This is a genomic window from Moorena sp. (genome assembly GCF_982860115.1).
The window spans coordinates 14,546-27,854 of sequence record NZ_CEYLVT010000089.1 but is presented as its reverse complement, the minus strand read 5'-3'; the positions used below and the strand labels follow the sequence as shown (position 1 = coordinate 27,854).

Sequence of the window (13,309 nt, the reverse complement as noted above, 5' to 3'; positions counted from 1 at the left end):
GGAGGGTAGGGAAAGTCCTCCTTTCTTGATGCAGTCGCTCATGGGGGAAACCCCCTTTGGCGGCGCTGCATCGCTAAAAACCCAACCATCAACTAACAATTGGTGTGTGAACCCAGCAAGATAACACTTTGAGAAAACAACGGTACGGCGGGGCACGCCGAAACCAAGTGAAACAGGGAAGCAACGGACTTCATAAGGCACTTCTCAAAAAGTAGCTGAACGCTATCGCGAGACTAGCCCGCTGGGTCTTTCGCGAACTGAACTAGAATCTTAGTCTTGACGGGATTTCGGTTTAGGTATTGCCATTCGGACGCGGAGGTTTAAGGCCGGTCGTAGATCTAGGAATCCCCGTCACAAAGCGAGCGGGGAGTGTCAACACCGTAGCATGGGTCAAAAAGGTTTAAGGGTTAAGGGTTGTTCGTGTAGCGTGGCCTATTCGCGTAGCTTGGCCTTTTGGTCAAGGCCAAGGCCAAGGTTGTTCGCCCAAGGCAATTGGGTTTACGGTAGGTTAAAGTTTGAAGGGGTGAGAAGGTACTTTTCACCCCTTCAGGTCAACATCGACCGTGAGGGATCAATTACTAGTGGCACAGCGGCAACAACAACGCATCTTCTATTTCTTTGCCCACCGTCATACTCAGCTGACAATTACTATTGAGGCACTCTACTAGCAAGTGATTAGCACGACTATACTGCTCTAACCAATCTTGGCATGTCTTGCTCAAATGCCATTGGTGACCAATATTGCGATGCTCTATCATCAAGGCTCTTAATTGTGATACCCATTCCGAACCATTACTTTGCCACCATTCTTGAATACTATCTCGGTCGTCATCATCTAGGTCAGGTAGCTGATTTTTAAGCTTCTCTAGATAGTCTCCTATAGACTCAATCCCAGTCAGGTGATTCAAGTCAAGGGCAAGGTAAAGAGCACTTAGTCGGTCGTAAACTAGTTCTGGTGTCATAGCTTGGGCAACAACTAAAGCATGATCTAAGGCTAAATCTAGGGCAAGTTCACTACCCAACTCCCCTCCTAGTCTGTGATCAATAGCCAACGCTAAGGCTTGATTCCGGGAAAGAGGATGGCTAGCAGGAAGGGCAAGGGTCATGTAAAACGCACGCACTGCTGCTGGCTTGTAGGGAGTATCGATCTCGAGAGATTTGATCTCAATCCAGTGCAAGAACTTGCTCAAGTTATCATCTAAACCCATAATGCCTGGTGTCTGTTTGACTGAGTCAAATACCATTTCTGCACAGACTAACCGATTAACCTGTTCCTTGATCAGCAACAATAGCTCATCAGCATCTGGCAACATTTGTGCTGTGAGTAAAAATACTTCACGCCAACGTTTCTCCTGTAGGTGTTCGACTAGCTGTGACAAAGACATCCCAGTGCCGATCACAATCCCTCTAGCGGTAAAATACTCTTGAAATGTCAGATGAGAGAATGAGTAAATTCGTCGTGCCCGCTCTACCAATAGTCCATGCTGAACTTCGATAGATTTGAGTACTGCTAAGCTATCTAATTCTAGAGCTGCCTGGTTGCTTTGAGTTGCTGGTAATTTCCGTAAATAATCAGCAATTAATTGTTGCAGCCGAATTTCTTCAAAGAAATACTCCCCTTGCTCAAAGGTGATAACTGCTAATTGAGAAAGTAATTCTAGCTTGTGGGGTAAAGATAAATTACGATAAATATCATCTCGCTTAACACCCCGGGCTTCATCCCAGCGAATCAGCAGTAAGTCTAGTCCTTGCTGGTAAAGATCAGAGCGTTTAACAGGAAAGTCAGCTTTGGTTTGAAACACCAGACAGGCTAGATTCAGCAAGACTGGTGTTGTTGCTAGTTCTCTAATTTGCTGATTTTCTGGCAGCTTCATCTGCTCGATAAACAGAGATGCTTTCTCCAAACCTGATTCTGGATCATTCCTTGCTACCGCCACAAACCACTTTTTAGCAAAGTATTGAATTTGTGCTGGTTTGAAGTCAGCAATCTCAACCTCAGTAAATCCCTGAAATCGATACTGTTGAGCTGCAATGCGACATGTGATGATCAGCTGATTTTTGTAATACTTTTCGGAAATCTTGCGGATTTGTTGAATAACTTGATTACTGGCAGTTTCCGGGACTTCATCCAAGCCATCCATTAAGATCAAGCCTCTGCCATAGCTGAGGATAGTTTCAATATCTTGTTCTGAAATACCACAACTTTGGAACTCTTGATTAATGTAATTAAATAGGCTAAAACTACATTCGATCATAGCATCCTCGGCAAAGTTTTTCAATCGAATCAAAATCGGAACCCGATCCGATTGAAAATTTCCTTGATTGCACTGAATAGCCAGATATTGCAAAAAGGTGGTTTTCCCAGAGCCAGGTTTACCTAGCACCATCATTTTAGAATAGCGTTCTACCGCTTGCAGTCCTGGTATGCTTTCCCGGCGGACTTTGCCTATACCCAAGCGGTCAAATTCCTCCGCTGGGAAGCCTTCCAAATCGTCAATTTCCAACCATCGTTGACTAGTGATTTCTTCGAGAATATTCACATCCACGTAGATGTGATCTAAGCTCACCGGTCGAGCAATATCCAATAGGCGCAGAGTGCCACACTGATTTTGAATTTTGTCATGGTAGTGCGATCGCACTTTGGTGACGATGGCATCAACTCTACTTTTGTCCTCAGCTGCTTTCTTTTCTGCATCTATCTGAGCATCTTCTGGTATTGCGACAATCTCTTCCATCTCCAAATCCAGATGAAAGCAAATTTCGCTAAAAACGCGGCGGTCAACGGGTTTACCGGCAAAAAACTTCCAAATCGGTTGGCGAGTTTCTATGCCGATTTCACCCGCAAAATATTCTTGTGTCCATCCCTTGCGTTCAAAAGCCTGTTTGGCTTTTTTGATGCCGTCTGGAGATGCCTGGAGAGATCGCTTTGCCATAGCTCAAGCTTAATTTACTGAAAAATCTTTCGATACTCACCTATAGATTTCCCGAAAAATAGGTCAACAGCCACAAGGATGAAAAATCTTTCGACACTAACCTATAGATTTCCCGAAAAATAGGTCAACAGCCACAACGAACCAATCACAATGGAAAATTTTTGATCAGACGAGGTGATCAGGTGATCAGGTGATCGGGTGATCGGGTGATCAGATGATCAGGTGATCTGGTGATGGGGTGATCAGGTGATCAGGTCAATCATTTGTGAAAAAGAAACCACTTGTGTTCCTCCACTTCCGGTCTGAGACCCCTCTCCCCCTCTTCTGGTGTTTCACAACTCAAATCGGATGGCTATATTTTCTTCTATCCCACTCTCAAGGGTCCGACCGTTGATTGTTATCGAACCCAAGATGACGTTAAACGTCAGACAATAAAATATCGCTTTTGCCTACCAGCCTTTTTCCTTTTCACCCTCTCCCGTTTCTGCTTAGTGATTGGTATACATCAACTCAAACACAACAAAAACGCAATCGCAAACATCCAAACTTCATCCTGAAACTATAGCATCAATTCAGTAATTTTCCGTACACTTTAGGCGTTATGTGAAGAGGACTGTGAACCATGACTAACGCTATGATAACGACCTTCATTAATTACTGACGTGCTGTCATACTAAGGCTTATTTCTATATTTCAATCAACTTAACTCTACTTATGAACCATCGTTATTGGAGAACCTTTATCGAAGCAGCTGCTCTCACTACCTGCCTGATGGTTGTCAATGGGATTCCCCCAATGACTGAAAATTTTATCTCTGGAACCCGTATGAATAATAAGTTTTTCCAGAATTATCAGGATGGCGTTAAGGAAGTAGTCGCTCAAAAATCTACTTACCCCTTTAATATTTCATCACTATCATTCTTAGGGAGCGTAAACTTACCTGAAACTTTATGGAATGTCAAGTCTCACCAATTAACAGCATCAACGGTGACGGGGGAATATTTCATTGATTCTGCCTTCAGCTTAAGGAGTTTTTAATGATGCTATTCATAGGTTTCTTAGACTATAAATAGATAATCAGGAGTTAAAATGTTACAAGTGTGTCTACAGCAATCCTGGCCCCAGGATAAACCAATTAGCAAAATTGTATTTCCAGCAATTTTACCAAGCAGTTTGGGAAATTTTGCCACCTTATGCTTGATGTTATCCCCACAGGAAATTCAGTATTATCTATTCAGCAAGCCCCACAGTCAATTTGTCTTCATCAATTCGCCTCATCCGATGCTACTATGGGTTACTGTACTTCACTCTACAGCACACGAATGTCGGTTACTCCCTTGCTATCTAGACTTGAAAACCTCGAAAGTTCAGACCATTACTCGTTGCTTAGCAGATAAAGGCTTCTATCGACTACTGTTGTTTTCCACTGAAGAACCACAACGCTGTAACCAGGTAATGACAGTAACACTTACACCCCAACAATGCCAAATGTTACAAGACTCGGCTAATACTGGTCAAACCTCACAACCTATAGCTCAACCCATAGTCAGCAGACGCATACTAAAGCTTAAATTTGAACAACTCAAATCCCAAGTGTCGAATAAATGGGATGCTCTGGACAAGTTTAATTCTCCAATCCAGGCAGAACTTGCTCATTCCATTTCCTAGTTCCCAGCTTTTTATAACCTTAGGTATGATGAGGTCATTGCTAGTATGATATTATTGGCCTTTGAATACTTATCATTGTGGCAAGCTGGCTGATTAGTCATTAGTTATTAGGTAGATATCACAATGACTAATTAAAATTTATTCACGATCGAGATTTTCCTAATTGTTCACAATTGGCAAGAACTCCTTTCTCTGTGATGAATATTCCCAGGCAATTCCGTCTGGATCTTTACTTTGACTCCATTGTGAAAAGTCTGCATCAGATTTACGTTTACCAATTGTGCTGGAATGAACATCTAGTCGCTTGGCTAATTCGGCTTGGATCAGAGGTTGATAAACTTTCTTATCCTGCTTCTTTTTGACCCGTTTTTTTTGATCACCTGAAGCGTCACCAGTCAAGGCAGCTAGTTTTGAGGCAACAGATTCTTGTGATCTTGGAGTTTCTAGCAATTTTGGGATGTCACTGCTAGAGAACTCATCTTTTTGGAGCTGTAGTTCCAAAGACGGGGTTGCTTGACTGGTGTTGGATTCACTCTCAGGCTCCAAGGAGGATTCACTCTCAAGCTCGAAGGATGGTTCACTCTCAAGCTCGAAGGATGGTTCACTCTCATCAAAGATACTACCGAGAGCGCTAGCGGTCAGAAAGTAATAAACAGTGCCTTTGTCATCATAGGTTCGACTCTGAGCTCCAAACTCCTGTGCCTTTTTGTCTAAATACTGTTTGGCTGCAGTTCCAGAAATATCGGCCTTGATCGACAAGTCAATGGGTGTCAGACAGCCTTGGTTATCTTTAATCAGTTGATTGAAGAAGGGATTAACTTTCCGAGTCCACTTCTGCCATTGATATTGCTGCCAAAGCCTGATGATGATAATTAGGGTAAGTATGGCCAGTACTATTGGCCATGCCTTTAGCAACAGAACCATCACCAATGCGACGGGGATGATCAGAATGAGAATTCCAGTGGCACTGCTATCGATTACTTTTCCAGTCATATCCCTGTTGACGGATTTACTTGACCAACTCCCTCGCTCAACTGCTTGGGAGGGGGTATAGTTAATAGTTTATTCGTTTACGAGGCATTGAGGGGCTATCGACTAAAGTCACCGACTGTGGATGATTAGTAATTGGTAAACATTTCTACCCTTACCGATGCCCTATTCCCCGTAAGAGTCACGACTTCTTCCTAGTAGTCCTAGTCAACTCAGGTTAGTTAGGGAAAGACGTTTAAACATCGCCACCCGTGCCTTGGTTGCTAAGGTATCATCAAGTGGTTCTAAGGACACTGGTATATGATACTTTTGCTTGAGGGCAGTTTGGATCAGCCAATCAGCAAGAAAGGGGTTTTTCGGTAACAGCGGACCGTGGGAGTAGGTTGCGATCGCATTGCGATAAAATGCCCCTTCTGTACCATCTTCCCCATTGTTACCATATCCTTTGACCACTTTAGCTAGGGGTTCGACATTACCTAAATAGGTACGACCACCATGATTTTCAAAGCCAATCACTACTGGATTTTTCCCGAGCATAGCCTTTAAGTCTTGGGCTAGGGGTGATGCAGTAATCTCAAATACCACATTACCAATGCAACGGCTAGCATCTACCCCAGGATGCTTGCTGACCAAATCCAGCAACCCTAAGCCCTGAATCCGCTTACCTACAGCTGGTTCATAGTAGTGACCTAGCAATTGAGGTGAGCCACAGGTAAATACCCCCGGTGTACCTCCTTCAATTTTTTCTTGTAGGGCATTGGCTTTGCTACCTTGTAAGTCTCGCATAACAATTTCTTGCTGTCTATCTTGAGCACCACCACCCATTAAGATATCCACTTTATAGAATTGCTCAGCAGGGGTTTGCTGATCGAGGGGGATTAGATTGACTCTAATGCCTCGCCACTGGGTTCGTTGTTGTAAGCAGATGACATTACCGCGATCGCCGTAGGTACTCATTAGGGTAGGGTAAAGCCAGCCTATAGTTAATTCTAGTTGTTCGGAATTCATCAAAAAAATATGGGTTGGTAAGGGGAGCGACGGAAACCCCTGTCATTCATGCATGGGGAGGAGTCGCTCCCCTTACATAAACAGCAGCTTGACAGAGATTCTTTTGAATTAGAAACTATAAGAGTATCCATCTTTCCGGTGTACAATGCTGCAATATTTATGACTAATTCCTTGAACCAGTTCGTGTTTAGTGGAGATATTGAATGAACCGGTTTTTCGAGTAGCTATTCTACCTGTGTAGGTTCCAATTTTCTTGCCTTTGGTTACAACGGCTTTGGCAATATCTCCAGTCTGAAACCCTTTGACAAACTTAAACCTTGGTACATAACGAGTGGGAAAGCCAAACTTGTTCGTTCTGCACATCTGACGAGTACCATGTCCTTTAGCTGAAATCAACAAGGGCTGATAACTTTCGATGTACAAAGTATCGACTTCTCCAACATTCGCGGCATCTAACCAGTGTGTTTTTGGAAGGTTCTGCCGACATCGATTGTACTTAGTTAATCCACCTGACCCTGTTTCAATCGGCAAACCTAAGGCTTTTAATTCGTTATACAACTTCCATCGAGTTGAGTTGACGGCTGCCGCATCGACTAAAGGTCGTTTGGCTTGAGAAAGAATACGCTTTAGAACATCAGGTTTACCAGATAAAAACTGTTCGATTTCCTGATTACCTTTGATTTGATTGCACTTCCTACAAGCAATTGCTAGGTTAGTTACTCGGTCAGAACCGCCCTTTGATTTAGGTTTGATGTGTTCGATCTCTAGTTGAGTATCGGTCACACCACAGTAAGCACATTTACGATTCCATTTGGAAAGTAGATATTCTCTAACTTCATATCCGTAGAGTGTGCCCTGCTGATACTCTGTGCCAGAAATCTCAGGGTTTTCCATCTTCTGAGTATCGAACCTAACTAATTCCTGAGAAATGCCAGTTATCGGACAAAATCGAGTAAGTTTTTTTACCCATGTGAGAATATTATAGACTCTCGACATTAGACTGGGAGCTAACCACCCATCAGGACGTTTACGGTTAAGAAACCGTGGCTGTCGATAACGAGTTTTGCGGTTTCTACGAGAACGTCTCAACTTTCTACGTGAGGTTAAACCATCTCGAATTTGAAGACCTCTGTGGGTTAGTTCCGCACCCCAAACAACCACCTTTTCTTGAATAATTGCTAAACCTGTCGTTTGAGAACCAGGGTCAAGTTTGATCTGATGATTATGTGTTACACATTCCAATTCCTCCAAATCGCGCATCATGATTGTGAACGGGTATCTCCTAAAGACCTTAGCCCTTCCTTGTTTGAGCAAGATTCTAGCTCTAGCAGGCTGGCATGGGTCTAAAGGTTTTTTGTTTTTATCAAGTACAAAAACTCGCATAATGTGAGTATTCTCCTATTGCTAGGGTAAAGTTCGCTTCGCCAATGTTATCAGTCGGTACTTTCCAGATTGCACTTCCTTAACCTGATAAAGATGTTTAACAATCCGGTTCTAGAGCTTGAAACTAGCGTCGCATTTCAAGGTAGGAACTTCAACTCTTGGTGATAACGTAGTCCCTGACGGGACTTGGGCTGGTCAGGTAATGATTCACAAGCCCCCGGATTTATCTGTGGGGTTTGCTACTCCCAGGCTCCTGACCTTGGGTTGAAGGTGATTTGGTTGTTCGCCTTATACTGTCTGCTGAGCAGTTATGGGAGAAGCTGATCCAAGCTTTTGCTTCGCACCATTGCACTCCAGATTAGAGAATGCTAGAGACCTGGTCAAGTAATAGAAGTTGACAAGGGATGCTGTGGCCTGACGGGGGTTTCCCCCACTCGCGCTTTGGATCAAGACAAAGTCCGATAGCTCTACTAAGCACTTGATCAGGATATTTATATCACCATTACACCCCATCATCCCATCCTCTCATCACCCCATTATCAATTGGCCTAGTTTTCTGATGATTTAACCGATGCTCTAGGGGACTACAATGAGACTTGTGGTTTGCTGCCTATGGATAAATCAATGCTGCAAGCAATCTCTGCTCTAACCCTAGGGTTCCAATTTGCTTCTCCTGGGCCAATAATCGTTGAACTCGGACCCGTAACAATCCGCTGGTACGGACTATTGATTGCCTCAGCAGTGTTAATTGGAGTTAGCCTTTCCCAATACCTAGCCAAGAGTCGTAACGTTAACCCAGATTTGTTGGGCGACTTGGCTATCTGGCTGGTTATTTCTGCGATTCCTGGTGCCAGACTTTACTATGTCTTGTTTCAGTGGGAACAATACGCCCAGCGTCCAGACCAAATTATTGCGATTTGGAATGGTGGGATTGCCATTCATGGCGCTATCTTGGGTGGTATCTTAGCTGCAACAATTTTTGCCCGCCTCAATAAACTGTCTGTCTGGCTGTTAGTTGATCTAGTAGTTCCTTCTCTGATATTAGGTCAAGCAATCGGACGTTGGGGTAATTTCTTTAATTCCGAAGCCTTTGGCGCTCCCACGGATTTGCCTTGGAAATTGTATATTCCACCACTACAGCGTCCCCCAGGGTTTCAGAATTTTGACTATTTCCATCCCACCTTTCTGTATGAGTCTGTGTGGAACTTATTGGTCTTTGGGTTACTGATGACTCTGTTCTTTCGGGATTTACGCCGCAAACCCCATCTGAAGGTAGGCACGATGGCTCTAGTTTATATGGTCGCCTATAGTACTGGTCGCTTCTGGATTGAGGCATTGCGGATGGATAGTCTGATGCTCGGTCCATTACGCATTGCTCAAGTGGTCAGTTTGGTTGCGATCGCATTGGGAGTTGCTGGTTTAGGGTGGCTGTATGGGATGGGTCGGTCTTTGCCAGATGTTGTTCCAGTCGATAATCAGCAGTGGGATACGGTATCTAAATAAAAAAAGCCCCAGAGTTTAGCTCTAGGACTTTACCAGGGTGCATCTACCACTTTCTTTTTACTGGGTAGATCAGGTTAATCCGGACAATTTTGGAATATACCAACTTGTTATAAGAAACCTCACATTCCAGAAGTTTCTCCAACTTTGCTAGCTTCTTCAACCCAGCTGTCAAACAACTTTTGATTCTTTTTAATCCATTCTTGGCTATGGCGACGGATATCTGCTGGGGTATCTTCCCCGTTTTCCGCCCGTAAGCTTTCAGCATTAATATCCTCAATCGGCATCTTAAATCGCTCAAACAATTTTCTGGCTGCTGGGTTGGCTGCTATAAATTTTTTGTTGGCCACAAAGCGGATGCGATCCACTGCGAATCCGAGATTTTTACCATCGATTGAAGTATGTTTTTCTGTCAACCCTTTCTGGGGTCCTGGTAGATTGGTTTGGGCAACTTCTAGCCAAAGCACATCCTCACCTGGTTTTAATACCGTAGCGAGCCACAGGGGAGTCCAAGTGTAGTAAAGGATAGGTTTTCCTTGTTTGTAGCGAGCAATGCTATTCGCAATTAAAACGGTATATTCTCCTTGGTCGTGTTCCACAGTATCCCTGAGCCCATAAGCATCTAAGTGATGCTCAATAACTAACTCACATCCCCAACCGGGAATACAACCAGCTAAATTTGCCTTACCATTTCCATCGAAGTCAAAAAGTTTGGCAATTTTAGGGTCTTTGAGTTGCTCTAAATTGGTGATATTGTATTTTTCAGCAGTTTTTTTATCAATCTGATACCCTTGCAACAGATCAGAAACAATAACTCCAACTCGCTCTAATTTCTTTTCGCCACCATTTTTTTCAAAGAATTCTGTGTGCAGGTTTTCCCAATGGCTAGCGGTAAAATCTAGGTCGTTATTACCCAAAGCAATGTGGCTGGTGGTTGGCTGGAGTTCTTTGGGTTTTTTAATCTCGTAACCGAGCTTTTCGAGAGCTGTGTTAACGATGTGTGTAGTGAATTGTGATTCTGCAGAATAACCATAGGTAGAGCGTACGTTCACCCCTTTCCCAGGTAGTCCTATTTCTGATGCAGTTAATTCGGTTGTAGCTTGGGGAATTTGTTGCCAGCTGATTAAACCCACAAGCAATGCCACTAAAACCGTTGCAGCAATAGTAGCCCCAGTCCGTGGTTTACTGGTTAACCTCAAACGCACAAAACCAATGGGTCCTCGGTCTAGCCAAGGGATTTGGTTGTTGCCTTGACTCACCACTTGAGTGATCCGGTCGAGCATCACGGCAATCAGAACGATGCTTAATCCTCCCACAGCAGCTAGTCCGACATTCACCCGACCGAGACCTTGTAAGACCATCTGTCCCAATCCTCCGACACCAATCATCGAAGTCACCACGGACATCGATAGTGCTAATAGGATGGCTTGGTTTACTCCAGCTAGGATAGTTGGCATTGCTAGGGGAATTTGCACTTCCCAAAGCATTTGTCTTGGGGTTGAGCCAAATGCGATCGCAGCTTCGACAACTTCTGTAGATACTTGTCGGATTCCTAGGTTGGTCAGGCGAATCAGGGGGGGGACAGCAAAGACTAAAGTAGCGATTACTCCTGGCACTGCACCAATGCCAAACAGCATTACCACTGGGACAAGATAGACGAATGACGGGAGGGTTTGCATGGCATCAAGCAGGGGTCGCAGGAATTTCTCGACGCGATCGCTACTAGCACAGGCAATGCCAAGGGAAATGCCAATCAGCACGCAAAACACTACAGCTGTCACCACTAGCGCCAGGGTAGTCATGGCTTGTTCCCAAGCTCCAAAAAAGCCAATCAAGGTCAAGGCAATAAGGCTATAAATAGCAATTTTTCCGCCAGCAATTTGCCATACTATCAAACCCAGAATAACCAGGAAAACTAGGGGAGGAATGGATAGGAAAAGCGATTGTATTCCTTCCAGAGTCCAGGTAATGGGCAAGCTAATTGTTTGAAATAAGGGACGGAAGTTGTCAACTAGGAAATTAACTACTGCGGTAATCCACTCGTCAAGGGGTAAGGTATAAAGCTCAAAGGGATTCAAGATAATATCTAGACCAACTTGGCTTGTTGCGATATCATTAAGGGATAGAATTAAATAATTGAACACAATACTATTTATAGCAACACTCTTATAGTATAGATTGTCAATTTATCTAGATATTTCGTTTTTCAGCATTCAGCATTCAGCTTTCAGTTTTCCGTAACTCAGATTAAACGAATGCTTACCTCTTTTATTCAACAGCTGTTGGCTTAGCATAGGCTTAGGGCATCAGCTGATAGCTGATAGTTGAATACTAAATGCTGATAGCTGATAGCATTCAGCATTTAGTATTCAGCTACCTTGTCTTGGACAAGCTTTTGAGGTTTGCCAATACTAGCGATAAGATCAGACTGTTCCACCATTCCTTTTAATGTACCGTCAGTATCGACTACAGCAACAGGAAGTCCATCTCGGTAGAGGTGAAATATATCTTCTAGGTGGGTTAAAGCGTTGACTGTGGGGAAGTCTGTTTCCATCACTTCAGTAATGTCTTCACTGCCTTTTTGGAGGACTGCTTCTAGCCATTGTTTCTTGACAATTCCAACAGGTTTGCTGTGTTCATCGACAACATACATTTGTTGGAGGTGATGGTCTATCATCTGTTCCAGTCCAGCCCTAGCAGAGTTTTCTGTAAGAACTAAGGCAGGGGTTTGACGAGCAATTGACCCAGTTTTTAGGACTTGGGCGCGGTTAACATCTTGGATGAATGCACGGATGTAGTCGTCAGCTGGTTGGTTAATCAGTTCTTCTGGTGTGCCAGTTTGGACGATATAACCGTCTTTCATCACTGCTATGTGATCGCCCATCTTGAGGGCTTCTTGAATATCATGGCTGATAAATACAATGGTTTTGTGCAGTTCTGTCTGGAGTCGCAGTAATTCATCCTGCATGTCCCGCCGAATCAGGGGGTCGAGGGCGCTGAATGCCTCATCCATAAGTAAAATCTCGGCATCTGTGGCTAAAGCGCGGGCTAAACCTACCCGTTGACGCATCCCACCACTGAGAGAAGAAGGTAAATAATCCGCCCATTGGGATAAACCTACCACCTCTAAGGTTTCCAAGGCTTTTTTGCGGCGTTTGGCTTGATCTATCCCCCGGACCTTTAGACCATACGCTACATTTTCTGCAACTGTTTTGTGGGGAAATAATCCAAATCGCTGAAACACCATGGATACCTTGCTCTGGCGAATCTCTCGCATCCGCTTCTCATCAACATGGGCAATGTCTTCATCATCGATATAGATATTGCCGCTGGTGGGATTAATTAAGCGGTTAATACAGCGAGCTAGGGTGGATTTTCCGGAACCGGATAACCCCATTACCACGAACAATTCTCCTTTATTGACGCTCATAGAGACATCAGCAATGCCTAAGACTTGACCGGTTTTTTCTAAGATAGAATCCCGACTACCACCTTGGCGAAACAGTTTGAGGGCAGCTTGGGGTTTGTCGCCATAAATTTTAATCAGATGTTCAATACGAATTTTGGGGTTTGAATTATTCATTATTAATTGGTTATTTTATTGGTCATTGGAGAAAAAGTGATTCGTCAAAACCCCTAGTTTCTAATAGTTAATTGGTACTACTGACGCACTCAGAACTTTTTATGATCATTCACCTTAAATTTCGGCGTTGCGTCAGTCTTTGAATGAATAGGAGTAGAGTGGGCATCCTGCCCGCGAGAAAATAAGGAGGAAACTGGCAAGATGCCAGTTCTACGCAAGATGCCAGTTCTACGCAAGATGCCAG

9 protein-coding genes are annotated in these 13,309 nt (G+C 43.8%); 3 read left to right on the top strand and 6 right to left on the bottom strand.

Annotated features, from left to right (window positions below):
- Window positions 1–578: 578 nt before the first annotated feature.
- Entirely contained in the window at window positions 579–2,933 is a 2,355-nt protein-coding gene (locus AC4II3_RS16670; RefSeq protein WP_488013741.1) for an NACHT domain-containing protein, read from the bottom strand.
- Between the two features lie 714 nt (window positions 2,934–3,647).
- Between AC4II3_RS16670 and AC4II3_RS16665 the strand changes: the two genes are divergently transcribed.
- Window positions 3,648–3,971, top strand: coding sequence for a hypothetical protein (locus AC4II3_RS16665; protein WP_488013739.1), 324 nt, complete (start codon window positions 3,648–3,650; stop codon window positions 3,969–3,971).
- Between the two features lie 51 nt (window positions 3,972–4,022).
- Entirely contained in the window at window positions 4,023–4,601 is a 579-nt protein-coding gene (locus AC4II3_RS16660; RefSeq protein WP_488013737.1) for a hypothetical protein, read from the top strand.
- 159 nt (window positions 4,602–4,760) lie between these two features.
- Here AC4II3_RS16660 and AC4II3_RS16655 read toward each other — a convergent pair whose 3' ends face one another.
- From AC4II3_RS16655 to iscB, 3 genes are all read right to left on the bottom strand, one after another.
- Entirely contained in the window at window positions 4,761–5,594 is an 834-nt protein-coding gene (locus tag AC4II3_RS16655; protein WP_488013735.1) for a hypothetical protein, read from the bottom strand.
- A gap of 204 nt (window positions 5,595–5,798) precedes the next feature.
- Window positions 5,799–6,599 carry a type 1 glutamine amidotransferase gene (locus AC4II3_RS16650; protein ID WP_488013733.1) on the bottom strand — a complete coding sequence of 267 codons (801 nt, stop codon included), beginning with the start codon at window positions 6,597–6,599 and terminating at the stop codon, window positions 5,799–5,801.
- A gap of 108 nt (window positions 6,600–6,707) precedes the next feature.
- Window positions 6,708–7,982: an RNA-guided endonuclease IscB gene (gene iscB / locus AC4II3_RS16645; RefSeq protein WP_488013731.1), complete on the bottom strand. Its 1,275-nt coding sequence runs from the start codon at window positions 7,980–7,982 to the stop codon at window positions 6,708–6,710.
- A gap of 624 nt (window positions 7,983–8,606) precedes the next feature.
- Between iscB and lgt the strand changes: the two genes are divergently transcribed.
- Window positions 8,607–9,485, top strand: coding sequence for a prolipoprotein diacylglyceryl transferase (gene lgt, locus AC4II3_RS16640; RefSeq protein WP_488013745.1), 879 nt, complete (start codon window positions 8,607–8,609; stop codon window positions 9,483–9,485).
- 119 nt (window positions 9,486–9,604) lie between these two features.
- On the opposite strand, the gene proX is transcribed toward lgt, so the two are convergent.
- Both proX and AC4II3_RS16630 read right to left on the bottom strand, forming a co-directional pair.
- Window positions 9,605–11,626: a glycine betaine/L-proline ABC transporter substrate-binding protein ProX gene (gene proX, locus AC4II3_RS16635; protein ID WP_488013729.1), complete on the bottom strand. Its 2,022-nt coding sequence runs from the start codon at window positions 11,624–11,626 to the stop codon at window positions 9,605–9,607.
- Between the two features lie 218 nt (window positions 11,627–11,844).
- Window positions 11,845–13,065 (bottom strand): quaternary amine ABC transporter ATP-binding protein, encoded by a 1,221-nt coding sequence (locus AC4II3_RS16630; protein WP_488017427.1) that lies wholly within the window; start codon window positions 13,063–13,065, stop codon window positions 11,845–11,847.
- Between the last annotated feature and the right edge of the window lie 244 nt (window positions 13,066–13,309).